The organism is Bacillus sp. NTK034 (assembly GCF_017303275.1).
In the GTDB taxonomy this organism is placed as follows: Bacteria; Bacillota; Bacilli; order Bacillales; family Cytobacillaceae; genus Cytobacillus.
The window spans coordinates 239,835-257,752 of the sequence record NZ_JAFKOJ010000009.1; the positions used below are offsets into that span (position 1 = coordinate 239,835).

At 35.2% G+C, this 17,918-nt stretch carries 20 protein-coding genes and 1 pseudogene; 14 read left to right on the forward strand and 7 right to left on the reverse strand.

What is annotated here, in order from left to right; translation table 11 throughout:
- Positions 1 to 7 precede the first annotated feature (7 nt).
- The gene (locus JI665_RS22765) at positions 8 to 1,144 is read left to right on the forward strand and encodes a mannitol-1-phosphate 5-dehydrogenase (protein WP_206844489.1); all 1,137 of its coding nucleotides are present in this window, start codon (positions 8 to 10) and stop codon (positions 1,142 to 1,144) included.
- A 61-nt stretch (positions 1,145 to 1,205) separates the two neighbouring features.
- A pseudogene (locus JI665_RS22770) lies at positions 1,206 to 1,562 on the forward strand (helicase); the annotation flags it as partial.
- Positions 1,563 to 1,903: 341 nt separating this feature from the next.
- Here JI665_RS22770 and JI665_RS22775 read toward each other — a convergent pair.
- Entirely contained in the window at positions 1,904 to 3,460 is a 1,557-nt protein-coding gene (locus tag JI665_RS22775; protein WP_206844492.1) for an amidase family protein, read from the reverse strand.
- A gap of 729 nt (positions 3,461 to 4,189) precedes the next feature.
- On the opposite strand from JI665_RS22775, the gene JI665_RS22780 reads away from it, so the two are divergent.
- From JI665_RS22780 to JI665_RS22790, 3 genes are all read left to right on the forward strand, one after another.
- Entirely contained in the window at positions 4,190 to 4,639 is a 450-nt protein-coding gene (locus JI665_RS22780; protein ID WP_206844576.1) for a GNAT family N-acetyltransferase, read from the forward strand.
- 144 nt (positions 4,640 to 4,783) lie between these two features.
- The gene (locus tag JI665_RS22785) at positions 4,784 to 5,269 is read left to right on the forward strand and encodes a GNAT family N-acetyltransferase (RefSeq protein ID WP_206844495.1); all 486 of its coding nucleotides are present in this window, start codon (positions 4,784 to 4,786) and stop codon (positions 5,267 to 5,269) included.
- 98 nt (positions 5,270 to 5,367) lie between these two features.
- The gene (locus JI665_RS22790; RefSeq protein WP_206844498.1) at positions 5,368 to 5,913 is read left to right on the forward strand and encodes a hypothetical protein; all 546 of its coding nucleotides are present in this window, start codon (positions 5,368 to 5,370) and stop codon (positions 5,911 to 5,913) included.
- Between the two features lie 325 nt (positions 5,914 to 6,238).
- Here JI665_RS22790 and JI665_RS22795 read toward each other — a convergent pair whose 3' ends face one another.
- Positions 6,239 to 6,685, reverse strand: coding sequence for a hypothetical protein (locus tag JI665_RS22795; protein WP_206844501.1), 447 nt, complete (start codon positions 6,683 to 6,685; stop codon positions 6,239 to 6,241).
- Positions 6,686 to 7,075: 390 nt separating this feature from the next.
- Here JI665_RS22795 and JI665_RS22800 point away from each other — a divergent pair, with 390 nt between their 5' ends.
- Positions 7,076 to 7,450, forward strand: a complete 375-nt coding sequence (locus JI665_RS22800; RefSeq protein ID WP_206844503.1) for a YciI family protein — start codon at positions 7,076 to 7,078, stop codon at positions 7,448 to 7,450.
- 92 nt (positions 7,451 to 7,542) lie between these two features.
- Here the strand turns inward: JI665_RS22800 and JI665_RS22805 are convergent, their stop codons facing one another.
- A complete protein-coding gene (locus JI665_RS22805; protein ID WP_206844505.1) occupies positions 7,543 to 8,187 on the reverse strand; it encodes a YczE/YyaS/YitT family protein in 645 nt (214 codons plus the stop codon).
- A 113-nt stretch (positions 8,188 to 8,300) separates the two neighbouring features.
- On the opposite strand from JI665_RS22805, the gene JI665_RS22810 reads away from it, so the two are divergent.
- Both JI665_RS22810 and JI665_RS22815 read left to right on the forward strand, forming a co-directional pair.
- A complete protein-coding gene (locus tag JI665_RS22810) occupies positions 8,301 to 8,753 on the forward strand; it encodes a MarR family winged helix-turn-helix transcriptional regulator (protein ID WP_206844507.1) in 453 nt (150 codons plus the stop codon).
- Positions 8,754 to 8,776: 23 nt separating this feature from the next.
- Complete coding sequence (locus JI665_RS22815; protein WP_206844509.1) at positions 8,777 to 9,295, forward strand: GNAT family N-acetyltransferase; 519 nt, start codon at positions 8,777 to 8,779, stop codon at positions 9,293 to 9,295.
- Positions 9,296 to 9,554: 259 nt separating this feature from the next.
- Here JI665_RS22815 and JI665_RS22820 read toward each other — a convergent pair whose 3' ends face one another.
- On the reverse strand, positions 9,555 to 10,934 hold the full coding sequence (locus tag JI665_RS22820; RefSeq protein ID WP_206844511.1) for a PLP-dependent aminotransferase family protein: 1,380 nt from the start codon (positions 10,932 to 10,934) through the stop codon (positions 9,555 to 9,557).
- Between the two features lie 145 nt (positions 10,935 to 11,079).
- On the opposite strand from JI665_RS22820, the gene JI665_RS22825 reads away from it, so the two are divergent.
- From JI665_RS22825 to JI665_RS22840, 4 genes are all read left to right on the forward strand, one after another.
- Positions 11,080 to 11,697: an FMN-binding negative transcriptional regulator gene (locus tag JI665_RS22825; RefSeq protein WP_206844513.1), complete on the forward strand. Its 618-nt coding sequence runs from the start codon at positions 11,080 to 11,082 to the stop codon at positions 11,695 to 11,697.
- Between the two features lie 32 nt (positions 11,698 to 11,729).
- A complete protein-coding gene (locus tag JI665_RS22830) occupies positions 11,730 to 12,344 on the forward strand; it encodes a LysE family translocator (protein ID WP_206844516.1) in 615 nt (204 codons plus the stop codon).
- Positions 12,345 to 13,087: 743 nt separating this feature from the next.
- Positions 13,088 to 13,663, forward strand: a complete 576-nt coding sequence (locus tag JI665_RS22835) for a dihydrofolate reductase family protein (protein WP_206844519.1) — start codon at positions 13,088 to 13,090, stop codon at positions 13,661 to 13,663.
- Positions 13,664 to 13,918: 255 nt separating this feature from the next.
- Positions 13,919 to 14,371, forward strand: coding sequence for an NUDIX domain-containing protein (locus JI665_RS22840; protein ID WP_414635279.1), 453 nt, complete (start codon positions 13,919 to 13,921; stop codon positions 14,369 to 14,371).
- 342 nt (positions 14,372 to 14,713) lie between these two features.
- Here the strand turns inward: JI665_RS22840 and JI665_RS22845 are convergent, their stop codons facing one another.
- From JI665_RS22845 to JI665_RS22855, 3 genes are read right to left on the reverse strand one after another with little or no spacing between them, the layout of a single operon-like run.
- Positions 14,714 to 15,007 (reverse strand): hypothetical protein, encoded by a 294-nt coding sequence (locus JI665_RS22845; protein ID WP_206844524.1) that lies wholly within the window; start codon positions 15,005 to 15,007, stop codon positions 14,714 to 14,716.
- A 20-nt stretch (positions 15,008 to 15,027) separates the two neighbouring features.
- Positions 15,028 to 15,360, reverse strand: a complete 333-nt coding sequence (locus JI665_RS22850; protein ID WP_206844527.1) for a hypothetical protein — start codon at positions 15,358 to 15,360, stop codon at positions 15,028 to 15,030.
- A complete protein-coding gene (locus JI665_RS22855) occupies positions 15,360 to 16,004 on the reverse strand; it encodes a hypothetical protein (RefSeq protein ID WP_206844530.1) in 645 nt (214 codons plus the stop codon). The genes JI665_RS22850 and JI665_RS22855 overlap by 1 nt, the downstream gene beginning before the upstream one ends.
- Before the next feature lie 401 nt (positions 16,005 to 16,405).
- On the opposite strand from JI665_RS22855, the gene JI665_RS22860 reads away from it, so the two are divergent.
- Together JI665_RS22860 and JI665_RS22865 are read left to right on the forward strand one after the other, a co-directional pair.
- Complete coding sequence (locus JI665_RS22860) at positions 16,406 to 17,107, forward strand: peptidase E (protein ID WP_206844533.1); 702 nt, start codon at positions 16,406 to 16,408, stop codon at positions 17,105 to 17,107.
- A 161-nt stretch (positions 17,108 to 17,268) separates the two neighbouring features.
- Positions 17,269 to 17,727: a DinB family protein gene (locus JI665_RS22865; protein ID WP_206844537.1), complete on the forward strand. Its 459-nt coding sequence runs from the start codon at positions 17,269 to 17,271 to the stop codon at positions 17,725 to 17,727.
- The last annotated feature ends 191 nt before the right edge of the window (positions 17,728 to 17,918 follow it).

Here is a 17,918-nt window from a genome sequence, read left to right on the forward strand (position 1 = left end):
TGATTCGATGAAACAAGCAGTGCATTTTGGAGCAGGGAACATTGGAAGAGGATTTATCGGGGCCCTATTTTCACAGTCAGGCTACCATGTAACTTTTGTGGATATTGCCGACGAAATCATTAATCAGCTGAACGAAGAAAAACAATATCAAGTGCTGCTGGCTGCAGACGAACAGGGATCCATGACCATTGAAAATGTTTCAGGATTGAATAACCTGAAACAGGAGAATGAAGTAATAGAGGCCATTAAGCAGGCTGATTTCTTAACAACAGCAATCGGCCCTAACATCCTTCCGCGGATTGCCCCATTAATTGCAAAAGGCCTGGCTGCAAGAGCAGAGGCAGGCATTAACGAGCAGCTTTATGTCATTGCATGTGAAAATCAGATTTCTGCGACTGACCTTTTAAAAGACTATATAATGGAGCATCTTGACAGCGATGTAAATCTAACCGGTGTTTCTTTCCTAAACTCCGCTGTAGACCGAATTGTCCCAATCCAAAACAACCACGGATCATTGGATGTTCTTGTTGAACCGTACCATGAATGGGTTGTGGAAACGACAGAAGACATTCCGCATATCGAAGGAATGAAAATTGTTCCGGAGCTCGCGCCTTTTATCGAAAGAAAACTGTTCACGGTTAACACTGGACACGCCGTCATTGCTTATTTCGGATACCTGGGCGGAAAAGAAACCATCGACCAGACACTTGCAGATGAAGAAATTTATAAGCAGGTTCAGGCAACACTCGGTGAAACAGGGGCCTATTTGATTCATCGATATGGTCTGAATCCTGACGAGCATCAAAAATATATTGATAAAATTATCGGCCGATTCCAAAATGCCCGCTTGAATGACGGTGTCACAAGAGTAGGACGTTCGCCGATAAGAAAGCTTGGCCCTGAAGACAGACTCGTTCGCCCGGCACTGCAGGCACAAAAAGCAGGCTTATCTTACACTAACCTCGCTAAAGCTATTGCTGCGGCACTATTGTTTGATAACAGGGAAGACGAAGAAGCGGTAAAGCTCCAGGAGATGATTCAAGACAACGGAGTACTGCTTGTGCTGAAAGAAGTATGCGGACTGGAAGAATCAGGCGAGCTTGCTACAGAAGTACTGAAACAGTATGAAGCATTGAAAAAATAAATTGGATTTAAGGCTGCTGAAATGGTTCGGCAGCCTTATTTTTTGTGGGATTTTCGGTGGGAATGAGTATGGAGAAAAACTGGTAGGCGATCTAGGCTTCCCTGATGGAGCTACTACGGCTCAAATCTTTAAAAAAGCGGAAGATCTAGGTTTGGGATTGTGTCCGCTTGAACTGGGGCCTTATTTGAGAGTGGAATATCTGGATCAGCCAGAGGATTATTCGGGGAATACTTTACAGCGGAATTCAAGCGCCATCTGGGTCTATCACAATAGCTCGGAGATACTGTGCGAAGATGATGATTTTCCAAAAGGCTACTATCTTAGACGAATAAACGGCGTGTTATGGCTGCGGGTATACATTGCAGATTATCTGCACGTTTGGAATCCTAATGATCATTTTATCTTTTGTCAAACTTAGAGCTAAGAGGGATCTCTTTTCGATTAACGGGCAGTATACCTTGTTGCGTATGTTCAAGATCAGCTGATAATTATGCAGCTTAAAATTCGATTATTAATTAAGAATGATGCCTTTTCCTTATTCAACGGGTGCTAATGTTAAAAGAAGGGGATCGCTTAAGCGATCCCTATTCTTAGATTATGGAAATAAAGAGATGGCCCAAATTTGGAATAAGAATAAAGAATTGAAGTAAGAAAACTGCAGTACTCTGCTGAGTTCCTTTTTACAAAAAATGATGTAAAACTTGTTTTACTATCTTAAGTCTTGCAGCGCTAGTGGACTGACCTCTTTCTAAGAAGTTCTTATTTTAGTTCCGGCCCTTTTCGATGGTTGGTTCCTTCTTGATAAGCGTAGGCCAGTTTAATCAATGTTGGCTCATCGAATTCTTTTCCTAGCAGCTCGAGCCCGACTGGAAGGCCGTTGTCACTGAAGCCAGCAGGAACCGTGATTGCAGGGAATCCTGAATAAGGACTTAAGCGATTAGCATTCCCTGCACCTTGGCTTTTGCCCACCTGTGCCGGTAAAGCACTCGAAGTTGGATAGAGTAGTGCATCAAGGTCATGTTCATTAAACGTTGCCATTAAGCTTTCCCTTGCCATTTTAGGACGATTGGTAACAATGTCTTGGTATTCCTCATCATTTTCCAAGGATTCTCTTTCATTTCGGGATTTTAATCCACTTTCCAAGCTTGGATGGAATTTCCCGCTATCTATAATATCTGATAATGTTCTTACTGGTGCATCCGGCCCAAGGCTAGCCAAATAATCATTTAACTGAAATTTAAATTCGTATCCGCTTAAGCTTGGATAAGAAAGAATTGGACTAAGCCTGGGAACGGTTACCTCGAACACTTCTGCTCCAAGTGCTTCCATGTCCGCAATCACTTGATCCATCACTTTATGGACTTTAGGATCAATCCCAAAAAGGTCGCGAATAACGCCTATCCGAGCTTTCTTTAATCCATTTTTCTTAAGATAATGAGTATAGGTTTTTGGAACTTTCCCGATACTGGCTTCAGTAGCTGGATCTGCTGGGTCATAGCCAGCAATTGCATCGAGCACGACAGCCACATCTTCAACCGTACGTCCCATCGGTCCGCCAACATCCTGTGATAGTGCAAGTGGAATGATTCCATCGCGGCTGGCAAGTCCCATAGTAGGGCGAAGTCCAACCAGGTTATTAAAGGACGAAGGTATTCGGATGGACCCGCCAGTGTCTGTCCCTAATCCGACAGCGGCAAAGTTGGAAGCTACCGCTGCTGCCGTACCACCGCTTGAACCACCTGGGTATCTTGTTAAATCATATGGATTATAGGTTTGTCCGCCAAGGGAACTAATTGTTTGGAATCCGAAAGCAAATTCATGTAGGTTTGCTTTCCCTAAGATGATAGCACCTTGATCTCTTAATCTTTTTGTTTGATAGGCATCATTTAGTGGGATGGAACCTTCAAGTGAAAGGGATCCTGCAGTAGTTTGCATATCATATGTATCATAGTTGTCTTTTAATATAACCGGAATTCCATGCAAGGGACCCCGAACTTTTCCAGCTTTACGCTCTTTATCTAGTTGTTTCGCTTCTTCTAATACATTTTCGTCAATTGTAATGATGGAGTTAATGCTGTCATCGTACTCCTCAATTCGGTTGAGATAGAATTGAACCAATTCCTCAGAGGCAAGCTCCCCCTTCTGCATCGCATGCTGCAATTCAAATATCGTCGCTTCCTCAATCTCAGCAGATAAAACTCTTTCAGCGACGGGGCTCGCTAAATTAGAAACAGCACCTGCTGGAGCTGCGTACAGCCCCAAAGCCATTACTAGAGCAGTGAAGAAAACTATAAATTTGTTATACCACTTTTCCATTTGGAACTCCTTTCATTTTTTTTGAATAATTTGAATATACCAATCTATAATTATACTGTATATAAGAGGAAGGTCATGAAAGACTAGGTTATATAGGGAATTAGAAGGATTCATTTTATTCCACTTGAACAGGCAGAAAAAATTCCGGTGCCTGGAACCGCCTTAAGTTTAGGTCCTTAATGATACATGTTGAAAAAATAGGTAGAATTAGGGGTATTCATCATTTAAAAGACAAGAATATTCACAGTTAGTGGATTTGATTAAACTAAATAACTGTACTCATGTGGCCATAGAGAGCGTGAGTGTTATTGGATGCCTATTGTGAATTTATTAGAAGCAGAGGATATCGCCCCTTTTTGCTGAATTCCTTATTCAACAAGAGGGGCAGGTTAGCACAAGAACCATTAACAATACAATGGGATTTTATAGTAAAATTTAACTTAGATATAAATAATCTCAGGAGGAGAAGTTGGTGATTTCAAATATCCTGTTTCCGTTATTATTATTAGCTATAATGTTAGATTTGGGATTTTTATTATTTAAAATTGTTAAGGTGTCGAAGAAATAAAGAAATTATTCACGGTCCTTGTTGAACTAACAGGTACTTTTGTTCAACCTCAGCTGCCAAACTAGGTGGTTTTTTTTGTAGAATAAAATGGGCAGGTTTATGGAAGAAGGATTTATAATTAAGAATGAAGAATACAATTCATCGTTAGGAGTGATAAGATGTTGAAATATCGTAGAGCAAACATGAACGATATTGAAAAAATGGTTGAGCTAAGAAAAAAACAATTAGTTGATGAGGGGTTAGAACCAAGTATTGATATTGATAAGGAACTATCAGTTTTCTTTAAAGATAAGTTAAGTGAGGGCAGGCTTATCCAATGGCTTGTAGAAGATGATGATGAAATTATAGCTTGTGGTGCAGTAATTTTTTATGATTTCCCACCCAGCTATACCAATAAAACTGGAAAAAAGGCATATATTGCAAATATGTACACTAACGAAAATTACCGAGGTCAAGGCATTGCAAAACATCTATTATCAAAATTAGTTGAAGAGGTCAAGTTATCTGGTATACCAAGAATCTGGCTTGGTGCATCAGATATGGGAAGACCTGTATATAAGAAGTTTGGGTTTAAGGAATCTGACGAATATTTAGAATTAAGTATTATTTAACAGCCCAGAAGGAAAGCAGGCAATGCTCAAATAAGCATTGCTTTTTCTTATTCGATAAAAGGGGCAGGTTTATTGAAGAAGGACTGATAGATTGTTTATGTCGAATATTAAATAATAGAATTCTTAAAAGGGTTTGGATTCACATTGATTTCCTTTCGTAGCATTGACCTATCAAAAGATTCAAAAACGATAATTAAGTTCAGAAGAGATTCATATGTAATCAGTTTTGGTGACGATAATTTATTTGGAGATAACGAAAGTTACCTAAAAAAGATTGAAGATAGGCTTGTGAAATTTCCAGGCGGTATTGTTCTTGTAGAAAACAATGGTAAACCAGAGGGGCAAGTTGAGTTCCAAATTAAGGCATTTGATAGCATGAGGGTTGGATATGTTAACTTATTTTACCTTATCCCAGAATATCGTGGTAAAGGGTATGGGTCTAACCTAATTGCGTATGCGGAACATTTCTTTCAAGAAAACAATATCATTGAGTATCAATTAAGGGTATCCACTACTAACAAAAGGCCAATACGGTTTTATAAAAAACAGGGCTTTAATTTTCTCAGGATAGAAGAGGAAGATACTGTTCCAAGAATTCGAATGCAAAAACGTATATCTCCACTTTTTTAACCAAGTGGCTGCAAGAGATAAAGATTAAGTGGGATCGACAGCTCTTTTTTATTCGACTAAAGGGTCATTTTAGTTGTATTAATGGGGGAAAAATGAAAATGCTTACTGCAATAATTCTGGCTTTTCTTGTCTGTGACATCGAAACATCAGTGGGAGCGGAGGGGAATATTCCACAAGGAGCACAAGAATTTGCTGATAAATTTTTCTATGAGATCGTCGCAGAGGAACTTCATGCGGAGCATTCAAACACATTCAATTTGAATCCCGACTCTGAAAATATTACTTTTGGGCCTCTATATGAACAATACCATGTTACTTCGGAATTTATTACAGAAAAGAATCCTGACCTGTCTAAAGGCATTGGTCCTTCTAATGAGTATTTGGCCGTAGTTTACCAAGACGGTAAGCCTGTAAACGTTATCGGCACCAATAAAAATGAAGCAGGACTATTCGAGCTCTCCACTTTTGGTTTCAGTTATGAATTAGCACAAAAGATGGGTAAGTTTAAAGGCGGGGAAATCATGCTCTTTGAAGGACCAGTAGATGCCTGGTATACCTTCAATGGGAAAAAATTAAAACCTTTAAATGATAATGCTAAAGAACTGATGAAAGAGAAAAATCTGTTGGCGAATATCAAAAAATAATACACAAAAGATACAAGTATGTAAATAACAACCCAGAAATGGGTGGAGGTTATGGGATGCAGGAGAACAACGGAAACAGTGATAATTTTGTTCTGTATTCCGTTATTGGTATTTTAGGCATTACGTCACTAGGTCTGTTTTTTTTCAGACATAGAAAGATAAAAAATAACCAAATGTAAAAAAACTAATGGAATGTCCGTCGCTCATTTCGGAATAATACGGTATTCTGGACAATTATTTGCTTTTTAAGATTGAAACGTTAAATAAGAACATCTTAAATAACCTCTACTGGCTTATATAATGCAATCTAAAATTTTTCAATATTTTAAACTTTTTCATACCATATTTCAAAAATATAAGCAATTAAGGCTATTGTAACAAAAATTAAAAATAAACTTAAATTACTTATTGTAAGGTGAGCCATTTTCCTTGCTTCAACAAATTTAAGTATCACCCAAGCACCAAATGTATCAATAACAATATTTGTTGCAAGGTATAACCAAAAGTTTCTGAATGTAAAATAAAAAATCCATATTGTAGTTATAAAGAATGCTCCGTACGCAAAGCTCACATTTGTTATGTATCCCCAGGGCACTATCGCTTCTTTGATTTGCCACAACTTATATGTATAGCCTATTTCATAGACGATGGTTACTAATAATGCAGTAAATATTGTTACTGGCATGTACCTTTTGATTCCTTCTTTTTTTAAAAAAAATAATGTTAACCATGGAATAATTAATAGTAACCATAATATCAGTTTATTGGACATTATATTCACACCACCTTATACTTCTATATTGCATTATTTGCAAAAAGTAGTGATTTAATGTATTACACCTTTGTTATTTAGTGACCATTAACTCTAATAAAATGTTAGTACAAAATTTACTTAATATAAATAAAAAAGTAACTCATTCAATTTTTCTTTATAAACATTTAGAGTGTAGAGTAGATTGTGAAAAAAGTACTTAAAGTAACGGGTACTTATATTCAAGATCAGCTGCTGAATCAGTCAGCTTTTTCTTATTTAACAAAAGGGGCAGGTTAGTTGAACAAGATGATTTATTTGGTTCAAGAAGGAATTATTTAAAGCTCGTAGAAAGTCTTAGTGTACAAGAATCATTGATAAGCTAAAAATCCAATTAAAAGGAGATTAAAGATGAAATTCTTGTGTTTTGGTTACCTTAGTCCAGAGAAAATGAATGTTCTCCCGAAAGGTGAAATCGAAGCTATTATGGGCGAATGTAGCCCCCACCTTCAGAAATTTTATTTTAGCGGTCAAGTGATTATGGATGTTGGTGTGGAAACGGAAGTCAAATCCATACGGCGTGAGAAAGGGAATATCAAGGTAACGGAAAACGCTTTAGTCGAGTTTGACGAGAGAATAGGTAGTGTGTTCCTAATAGAGGCTAATGATATGGAAGAAGCAATACGTATCGCATCTTTACATCCGACCACACAGTTGGATGCTGGAGAGGAATTAGGCTGGAGGATAGAAATTAGGACAGTACACTATTTCGAAAAGAGTGAGTAAAAGAACGTAACCTTGCATTCCTTAAACGAGGAATGCTTTTTCTTATTGAACAAACGGTGCAGTTTAGTTAAAGAAGAAAAATAAAAACCATCCTATAACGAATGGTTTTTATCATTATCAAAATCTCTTGATGTACTAGAGTGTCTTAATATGGGATCTATCACTTTTTTAGTAAGTGGCATGAAATAACTGAGTATTCCTCCCCCTAGACAAACAGTTAATAAAGTTCCAATTCCAATTGGTCCATTAAAAATGACTGCCATTATCAAGAACACGAGATAAATGATTGTTCTCGAAAAAAATATACTTATTTTAGATAATTCTTGTATTACTAATGTTAAACGGTCTACTGGAATCGGTGCAAAATTTGTGTGTAAATAAGTTGCAGTACCTAATCCTATAAGAATTAAGCCAATTCCAAAACAAATAAGTTTGCTGTACCATAGTTCAGGTGTTATTAAAAAGTGCAATAAAAAAAGCCACATATCAAGACCGATGCCCGTTATAAATGCCGTTAACAACCCCAAAAATTCAGGTCTTTTTCTTTTTAAAAATGAATTACAACATATTAATATTATAGCTAGTATTATCTCCCAACTTCCCACAGTTAGCCCAATATTTATGGACAGCCCTACTAAAAGTGCATCGAAAGGTGTAGTTCCAATATCTGATAGTATTGTGAAAGAAATACCAAGTGTTAATATTAGAATTCCTATTACATAAAAAACATATTTCAATTTATTCTACCTCTTTTTTGTTATTTTTGTTGCAAATACAACAAATTCGCCTTAAAATCAATATATGTTATTTTTATTGTATTTGCAACAAAAATATAGAAGGAGGGGCAACCATGAGAGAAATACTTCGTGAAATTGGAATGATAGCAAGAGCATTAGATTCTATAAGTAATATAGAATTTAAAGAATATGACCTTACCAAAGGGCAGTATTTGTATGTGGTGCGAATATGTGAAAATCCAGGAATCATTCAAGAAAAGTTAGCTGAGCTTATTAAAGTAGATCGAACCACAGCAGCTCGTGCTATAAAGAAACTTGAAATGAATGGCTTTATTGAAAAAAAAGAAGATGAAAATAACAAAAAGATAAAAAGACTCTTTCCAGCAGAGAAAGGAAAAAATGTTTTTTCTTTTATAAAAAGTGAAAATGAGCACTCGAACAGTATTGCTTTAGACGGATTTTCAGAACAAGAAACAGAAACCATTTTCAAACTTCTTCAAAGAGTAAGAAAAAATATAGAAAAAGACTGGGAATTTGTAAAGAAGGGAAACAAGAGAAATTATTGATTATATAAAGGGGAGACATATAGATGACTGTCAAAATAAAAAAATGCAACCGTGAGGATTTACAAAAACTCCAAGAAATTAGTATTGAAACATTCAATGATACATTTAAAGATCAGAATTCAGCTGAAAATATGAAAACCTACCTAGAAAAAGCTTTTAATTCCAAACAGCTGGAAATGGAATTGTCTAATATCTCTTCAGAATTCTTTTTTGTTTATTTTGATAATGAAGTCACTGGATATTTAAAGGTTAATACCAATGATGCTCAATCTGAAGAAATGGGTGAGGACTCACTTGAAATAGAGAGGATTTATATAAAGAACAACTTTCAAAAACATGGGCTTGGTAAATACCTACTAAATAAAGCTATTGAAGTTGCGGTGGAACATAATAAACAGAAAATCTGGTTAGGCGTATGGGAAAGAAATGAAAATGCGATTGCATTTTATAAAAAAATGGGATTTGTTCAAACAGGAGCTCACTCTTTTTATATGGGTGATGAAGAACAAGTGGACTTAATAATGACCAAATCACTCCTATAACTTTTTGTATAGTGAAAGATGTGACAACGGCTAAAGGGTAGATACGTTAAAAACTTACTGTAGATATTGCTTCCGCAAAGATTGAAACCTGGCACTTTTATTATCTTTTACTTACGTTGAATACGGTGGGTTTTCATACTGTAGATAAAAAGTAGTTTAGCTTTATACGAGAAATAAATAGAGGATGCAGCATAAAACTGCATCCTCTAAGCTTACTCCAGTATTCCTTGTAGTTGTAGGGTTATAAAATGTATGTTTTTTATGACCAAGCCTTTTTTAAAAGCTTTACGCCTAACTGAATTTCTTCACAAGAAAGATTACTGAATCCAAGTTTAATAATTGGATCATCATAATGATTTTTTATGAAATAAATTGAGGTAGGATACACTTTTACACCAAAATCGGAAGCACGCTCGATTAGCCATTCCTCTGAATGTTTAAGATGTATCTTAGCTAATAAGTACAAACCAGATTGCTTCCCAATAATGGATATATTTTGTTTGAATTGGTTTTTTAATTCTGAAACTATGCACTGCATTTTTTTCTTATAAACATGGCGCATACGTTTAATATGGCGGTTCCATTCTCCCTCTTCCATAAATTTAGCCATTGTGAGTTGGTTAAGAAGGGAAGTGGTACATTCAAAATTCTGAAATTGGTATTTATAACGGTTTAAAAGCAGCTGTGGCAGCACCATATAACTTAAACGGATTCCTGGAAGAAAGGACTTTGAGAAATTCCCTAGATAAATAACTCTTGTTGAATCAATCGATGCAAGTGCTGGAAATGGTTGTTGCGTATAGCGAAATTCACTATCATAATCGTCTTCGATAATATATCCATGCCTCTTGTTAGCCCAATGAATAAGCATTTGCCTTTGTTGAATGGACATGCTCACACCAAGAGGGCTCTGATGGGAGGGGGTTACATAGATTAACCGTGATCTCATTTGTTCTAATTTTGAAAAATTAGCACCTGTTTCATGAACTGGTAAAGTCTCAATCGTGAAACGATGAAACCGAAGAGCTTCTCTAGCTCCATCATACCCTGGGTCCTCTACGATAATCCGAGAGAAATCATCCTTCAGAATTTGTCCAAGGTTGATCAGCATTTGTTGGGTACTACTGCCGATTATAATGGCATCCGCTTCTGTTTTCACCCCTCGTGAATGAAATAAGTACGTGGCGATCTGTTCACGTAGGCACATTTCACCAAAGGGTTCTCCGTATTGGAAACTTTCCTGTAATGTTAACACATTATTGGCTATTCTCCTCCAAATTTTCAAGGGGAAATTTGTTTGATCTACGGCACCTGCACGGAAATCAATTTTGCCTGGTGTTACCGACTCTTTATGCTTTTTAAGAGGGGGAATTAAAGCATCTTGAAATAAAAGCGGTTCTATTTCATTTACAAAGTACCCTTTACGCCCCTCACCACGAATATAGCCTTCAGCGACAAGCTGTTCATATGCCATCAAAGTCGTATTGCGGCTGACTTGAAGGGAGTCTGCAAGTTGGCGAATGGATGGCAATGGATCATTAGGATGTATGTCGCCACGCTCAATAAAAGACTTAAACTGCTCGTATATTTGCTTGTATTTTGGGGAGTCCTCCTTCAAAACAAAAATAGTATTTTTCATTTAAAACCACCTTTGACATGTTTAATTGTTTATAATTGTACCTTTTTAGATGTCAATTTACATTGTACAATATCTCATATTGAATCTTTATTTTCAAATCCAAATAACACTATTAACAAAGGATTAATCAAGGAGGAGCTAAATCATGTTTATACCTAAAGATTTTCAACTCAATGATGAAGAAATGATTTATGATTTTATCGAAAAGTACAGCTTTGCTACTTTATTTTCTCAGCACAATGGAGAACCATACGCCACCCATCTTCCACTCACACTAAATAAAGGCGAAAGTGCTTTATATGGTCATTTTGCTCGCCCGAACGAACAATGGAAGGATATAAAAAAACAGCAAGTTCTTGTTGTTTTCCAAGGTCCTCACTGTTATATTTCTCCTTCTTGGTACGAAACAATGAAGGCAGTACCTACTTGGAATTATGTATCTATCCATTTATATGGAAAGATGGAGACTGTCGAAGATCCAAAAGTAATATTCAATTCTTTAAATGACATGGTAAAAAAATATGAAAGCTCGGATAGCCCGTACAATTTAAGTGATGTAGACCCTAGTTTAATCGAAGGAATGAGTAAAGGAATTGTAGCGTTTAAAATAAATATCTCAAAAATCGAAGCAAAAGCTAAATTAAGTCAAAATCACTCAGTCGAACGACAACAGTTAGTGATAAAACAGCTTGAAAACTCTGCTGAAAAAAATAATTTACAAATAGCATCTCTCATGAAAAAAAACCTCAAAGAATTTAGGTAAGGTAATCTTTAACGAATGGAAGTATGGTATAAATGGCAACTTTTATTTTATTTGTTTTGGTGTTATTTCTAACACCAGGTCCTGCTGTATTTTTAACAATTTCAAAAACAGTTACAGGTGGGAAGAAAAATGGGATTGTCACTGGACTGGGTATTGCTCTTGGTGACTTAATACATACCTGTGCGTCTGTACTTGGTCTTTCTGCTATTTTAATGACATCTGCACTTGCTTTTGAAATAGTTAAATATTTGGGTGCAGCTTACTTAATATATTTAGGGATAATTATTTTGATTAAGAAATCAAAAGAGATCAAGAAACCTTTTGTAAAGAATGTAAAAACCAGTGGATCGTTTCGTCAGGCTCTGTTTATTGAATTACTAAACCCTAAAACTTCATTATTCTTTTTAGCTTTATTACCACAATTTGTGCGAAGTAACGGTACTCCCGTAACAACTCAACTTTTAATACTTGGGATAACTTTTGTGTTAATGTCTATACTCTATACTACTCTCTTATCGTTAATTACAAGTGTAGTTGGTAACAAGCTACCCTTTAAATCTACTAAGAGTTCAAAGTGGTTTGGGAAAGCCGTAGGAATGCTTTATATTGGTTTGGGATTAAGATTAGCTCTACAAACACAAGAATAATAATCGAATTTTCCCCTTTTTGTTTTAGCTATGAGTGCTTTTGTTAAGATTGTGAAGAAATACACTTAAAGTAACGGGTGCGTTAGTTGAATAAGAAATCAAAATATGATCACACATTTTAGATATATCTATTATGTGTGGTTCTTTTAATATCAAGCAATGTATTCCTCTAACCTTAATATAACATTGGTTATACCCGTATATGCGAGATAATGACAATGATGGTATGGTAGGAGAGTAAGCATCTAAAACTTTGAGGAAAAATATATGAACGAAAGAACAATTTCCTCTTTGGTCGATTTAAAACAATTTGCGAATAAATGTCTGTACAGGAACAACTGAAGTTAATGGTCGTATCATCTGATTTTATATGGTGAAAGTTATTTTTAACTAACGAGGATTTTGATTCAATAAGATGAACCACTCAATAACAATAAGCTTGGGATATCTTATCTTAGGGTAACAACCTTTAAATGTATGTAAATAAAAAGACCAAACAATTTATATATAAAATATGTTTGGTCTTTTTTGATATGATTTGTTCGCAACGATTTTGGTTTTATCTTGTCTTACTCAACTAACGGGCAGTTTTGCAGAATAGAATGGAAGGGATTTTTGTGGAATAGTAGAATATTTCATTTAGGACGGGCAGTTTAGATTAGCAATCCATAAGAAACAACCCAAGCTGAAATGTCCTAAAATGGTTAATTTAAATATCCTTCATGAACAAAGGAGAACTGAAAATGAGAAAACTCGTTCTGTTTTTGCACGCATCGCTTGACGGTTTTGTAGAAGGGCCGAACGGTGAAATGGACATTGGCTGGGTTTCCTACGATTCTGATTTGGAGAAACACGCGAAAGAAATTCTGAGTAGTGCCGACTCTGTCATTTGGGGACGTGGGACTTATCAGATGATGCACAGTTACTGGCCATCTGTGCCTTCGAACCCATCAGCTTCCCAGCATGAACGGAATCATGCAGAGTGGATCGAAAAGACAGCCAAAATCGTTTTTTCCACGAGGCTGGAAAAAGTCGAATGGAATAATTCCAGACTGGTGAAAGAAGATGTCGAGGAAGAGATCAAGAACCTCAAACAGCAGCCAGGCAAGGATATGGTCATCCTCGGCAGTCCTAGGTTCGCACACCACCTTATGCAGCTTGATTTAATTGATGAGTATAAAATTACGGTCTCTCCCATCCTGATCGGCAGCGGATTGCCGTTATTCCAAGGTCTCAAGGAGAAGATCAATCTTAAACTTATCGAAAACAAGACCTTTGATTCTGGAGCCATAGGTCTCGTTTACCAGACGGTTAGATGACCTTGTCTCCTAAAGTAGAATACGCTAACGGATAAGTTAGTTCAACAAGCTAAAGGCAGCAATCATGATCATTATTTTGATCTTCAGCTATCGGGCGCGATTGTTGAAGAAAACTTAGATTTTTAAACGACTTTATTGTTATATTTTTTAGTGTAGTGAAGTATCTTACATCAAAATTAAGCAACTATATTTTTAACCCCGTCCTTACTTAGAACGGGGTTATGCTTGTTTGAGGTTTTAAAATTAAATAACTTTATTGTCACTTTACATATTGCAGTAACTGCATTTGTTACTAATGATGAAAATGAGGTCTTATTAACAAAAGTTCAATGGAGACTAGATACTTGGGAATTGCCTGGTGGACAAGTAGAAGAGGAAGAAGCGCTTGATAAGGCTGTCGCAAGAGAGGTTTTAAAAGAAACAGGATTGGTTACCAAACCAATTGGTATTACAGGAGTTTATTATAATTCGACAAAACAAAATTTAGTAGTAGTTTTTAAAGCTAAATACATCACTGGAGAAATAAAAGTTCCACCTGAAGAGATTAACGAAGCCAAATTTGTCGAATTAAATGAAAAAAATATTAACCAGAATATAACACGCCCCCATATGCAATCAAGGGTACTGGATGCAATGAATGCAAAGAATACAATTCCTTATGAAACTTGGGAAGTCAGTCCTTATAACCTAGTAGGTAGATTAATCTAATTTAAGTAACCGGGGTTATATTCAAGCTCAGCTGCTAAATCAGGCATAAGCAAGGATCAGCAATGATTATTTTAGGTATAATAAGCGGAATTGTTGGCTGGCTTTTAGGGATATTTGTCAGTAATAACTTAATGTAGGGTATAGCACCCGTCAATAAATAGTTTGTAACGAGGGGGTTAATCCAGATAGGATTAACTTTATTTTTGGGCAGGTTAGTGGTATAAGAGGAGCATTATTTAATAAAGTAGATGTTTCAGTATTTACCACCGTTAATATCCTTTGAGTATATTAAATAAGAGTAGGACATTGCCTACCCTTGAATTTTAAAAGATTATTTTTTTGTTATAATTGTACAACTAAATGCTTGTATTTTTCTTCAATTATAGTTATAGGATCTTTGCCGTTATTTAGAAGATTTAACATTTGTAACATATCATCTTGGTCAAGGACAAGAATCTCTATTCCCTGTCTTCCTAGCAAATCAACAAAATATCCCTCTGCAATATCTTTTAAACCATGTCTGGAAAGGATAATTCCAAAGTTTCTAAAAGATGGAGTTTCTTTTATATAATTCTGAAATGTATCTAAGTCATTAACACTTAATTTCCCAGAGTAATTTTTCGCATCAAACAGCAAATTTTCTGCATTTCGTTGTTCTAGTTTTTTAAGAAAATATTGTTTGGGTTTTTGTTATGCAATATAAAATCCCTTATTCTAATGCCCTTTTTATTTGGAACTTGTTCTTTAAGTTCAAATTCCTCATAAAAATTTGAGAAACAAACTTTTAAAAACCTTTCAGTATATTCTTCTAAAACAGGACCATCTGATTCAGGTAAATTCAGTAACTCTATTTGCATATCGTATATAGCATTATGGCCCGTTTTGTTTACTATATTAAAGATTGCAAATATCTCATTACTGTCTAATTGCGTTACTACTTTGTAGAAGTTCATATCATCAATAAATCCTTGAGTGAAAAGCTGTGCCATTAATCATTAATACCAATGATTTGATCAAAGCCGACATAGTGGTCTTTTAAGTTTTCCGATGTTGAATTTGTGATAATAACTTTTATATTACCCTCAGTGTCGTCTTTAATAGTATCGGCATCTAATGATTTTTTCATTGGAAATATTAGATTTATATGTCTTGTTGTAAAGGGATGCATATCACTTCCAAAATTCCAATTATAAAGCACAAGTTTTTTATAAATACCAAAATCCTGCATCTTCAAACCAGGATGAATTCTTTTGTACATAGAATAAAAATAATTAGCTATATTTTGGTTGGTTGCTATTTTTATAACCTCTTTTATAAAGTGTGCCTTTAAATTTTGTATTATTTGAATCAGAATATAATCCGTATCATTTTTAACAACCTTAATTTCTTCATCAACATTGCCAATTTGCAATTCATCATTAGATATTCCAGTTGTCAAAGTAACCTTAAATCTTATCTCTTTATGATTACAATCTTTCATAAATTCTTCATCAAATAGTAATAAAAGTTTTAATGAAGAAAAGTAGTCTTTCCATTTTTTTGAATTGATTTTTGATATAATCATTTGTTTTAATCCAGTAAAGCAAGGAATAATATCTTCATCAAAAGCATTTGTTATGTGTACTATCTCCATAAAAATTCTCCCTATCTCTTTTATTTTTACATCCATTATAATATTGCATTTTTTGTAATACTTTCACTATTTTTTGAATTATGTATATATCTAGAACAATTGTATATTGATATCTGAAGCGTAGCGCTTGGCACTCTGCGATTGTTCATCCTTTCTTATACATTTTACTCGAAGTTCCTCCAAAAGCTAATTCACAGATATGAACCTATTTCCAATAAGCACGTACTTGTTACGCTATAAGATTGTGCAAAATTGTACTTAAATATCAGCTGCCGAGTAAGGCAGCTTTTTCTTAGTCAACAGAAGGGGCAGTTTAGTTGAATAAGGGTTCATAAAAATAAGAAGGGAAATAACCGCCCTTTGTAGTATTTACGAAGTAACAAAACTGAAAGGATGAAGCAATGAGACAGGTTATTGCAATGGGTGGCGGAGGCTTTTCTATGGAGCCAGATAACCTTCTACTTGATAAATATATACTAGCCCAATCCAAGAAAGATTCACCAAAAGTATGTTTTGTTCCAACTGCTAGTGGAGACCAAACAAATTATATTGAAAGATTTTATAAGGCATTTAATACTCTTCCTTGCCAACCATCTCATTTATCATTATTTAAGCCGGAATTTACTGACTTAGAAAGTTATATTCTTGAGCAAGATGTAATCTATGTCGGTGGAGGCAATACCAGAAATATGCTTGTTTTATGGAAAGAATGGGGTTTAGATCACTATTTGGAAAAGGCTTATAAAAAAGGGGTTATACTTGCAGGCATAAGTGCTGGTTCGATTTGTTGGTTCGAAGAAGGATTAACTGACCCATTGAATGCTCCTTTGTTTAAATTGGATTGTTTAGGTTTTCTAAAGGGAAGCAACTGTCCCCACTATGATGGTGAGAACAAAAGAAAGCCTTCGTATCACAAATTAATCAAAGAAGGAAAAATAAAAGAAGGTTATGCAGTTGATGACGGTGTGGCTCTCCACTTTATAAATGAAACATTAACTTCTCCTGTTAGTTCCAGACCAATAGCAAAGGCATACTTTGTTAAATGTATTGATAGAGAAATTATTGAAAACGAGGTTAATACAATTTACTTAGGCAATTTATAAGGTCGTCCACCTTGTTGAAATACTGGGTGCAAGAGTTTAAGAGCAGGCTGTAATCAGCCGGCAATTTCATTGTTTAACTATAGGGCAGTTTAGTTTAAAAAGGGATATTAATGTCTTTAGAATAAAAATGTTTTTTAGACATATTGAAGGGGTGAAGGCGTGTGGAGAATATAATTAATGGAGTAAATCACTGGATACAAACATTACCGAAGGTATATAACTCAATGTCAAAAATAGAAATATCAAAACGCCCATTACCAAATAAATGGTCAAAAAAAGAGGTTTTAGGACATCTATGCGACTCTGCAATAAATAATATTAATAGGTTTATAAAGATTCAGTACGAAGAACAACCATTTGTTATCCAATCATATAATCAAAACCAATGGGTCATACTTCAGAATTATCAAGAAAGACCACTTGATGAGATATTGAACCTTTTTTTAGTATTAAATAAGCAAATCATAAATATTATATCGAATATACCAAAAGAGAGATTATCAAATCTTTGTGATATAGGAAATAATCAACAAGAAACATTAGAGTGGCTCATAAAAGATTATCTTAAACATATGGAACATCATATTAACAACCAAATCCTTATTAATAATAATGCCTAATATTAATACTGCTTCTTTAACTAACAGGTGCAAGAGTTGAAGGTCCAATGGGGGTCGGCAGCTCTTTTTTCTTATTCGACTAACGGGGCAGGTTAGCATTCCTGTAGATCGTTATTTCTGAGCTTTGAAAAAAATAGGGCTCCTCAGTAAGATATGAGTAAGACACGACTCTAACTCAAACTTAGGAGGAA

Bases quoted from the DNA above. Each gene is read 5' to 3' on its own strand.
- JI665_RS22765 (WP_206844489.1), top strand. From the start codon at position 8: ATGAAACAAGCAGTGCATTTTGGAGCAGGGAACATTGGAAGAGGATTT.
- JI665_RS22795 (WP_206844501.1), bottom strand. From the start codon at position 6,685: ATGTCCAATAAACTGATATTATGGTTACTATTAATTATTCCATGGTTA.
- JI665_RS22810 (WP_206844507.1), top strand. From the start codon at position 8,301: ATGAGAGAAATACTTCGTGAAATTGGAATGATAGCAAGAGCATTAGAT.
- JI665_RS22815 (WP_206844509.1), top strand. From the start codon at position 8,777: ATGACTGTCAAAATAAAAAAATGCAACCGTGAGGATTTACAAAAACTC.
- JI665_RS22820 (WP_206844511.1), bottom strand. From the start codon at position 10,934: ATGAAAAATACTATTTTTGTTTTGAAGGAGGACTCCCCAAAATACAAG.
- JI665_RS22850 (WP_206844527.1), bottom strand. From the start codon at position 15,360: ATGGCACAGCTTTTCACTCAAGGATTTATTGATGATATGAACTTCTAC.
- JI665_RS22790 (WP_206844498.1), top strand. From the start codon at position 5,368: ATGCTTACTGCAATAATTCTGGCTTTTCTTGTCTGTGACATCGAAACA.
- JI665_RS22775 (WP_206844492.1), bottom strand. From the start codon at position 3,460: ATGGAAAAGTGGTATAACAAATTTATAGTTTTCTTCACTGCTCTAGTA.
- JI665_RS22835 (WP_206844519.1), top strand. From the start codon at position 13,088: ATGAGAAAACTCGTTCTGTTTTTGCACGCATCGCTTGACGGTTTTGTA.
- JI665_RS22800 (WP_206844503.1), top strand. From the start codon at position 7,076: ATGAAATTCTTGTGTTTTGGTTACCTTAGTCCAGAGAAAATGAATGTT.
- JI665_RS22830 (WP_206844516.1), top strand. From the start codon at position 11,730: ATGGCAACTTTTATTTTATTTGTTTTGGTGTTATTTCTAACACCAGGT.
- JI665_RS22825 (WP_206844513.1), top strand. From the start codon at position 11,080: ATGTTTATACCTAAAGATTTTCAACTCAATGATGAAGAAATGATTTAT.
- JI665_RS22860 (WP_206844533.1), top strand. From the start codon at position 16,406: ATGAGACAGGTTATTGCAATGGGTGGCGGAGGCTTTTCTATGGAGCCA.
- JI665_RS22855 (WP_206844530.1), bottom strand. From the start codon at position 16,004: ATGGAGATAGTACACATAACAAATGCTTTTGATGAAGATATTATTCCT.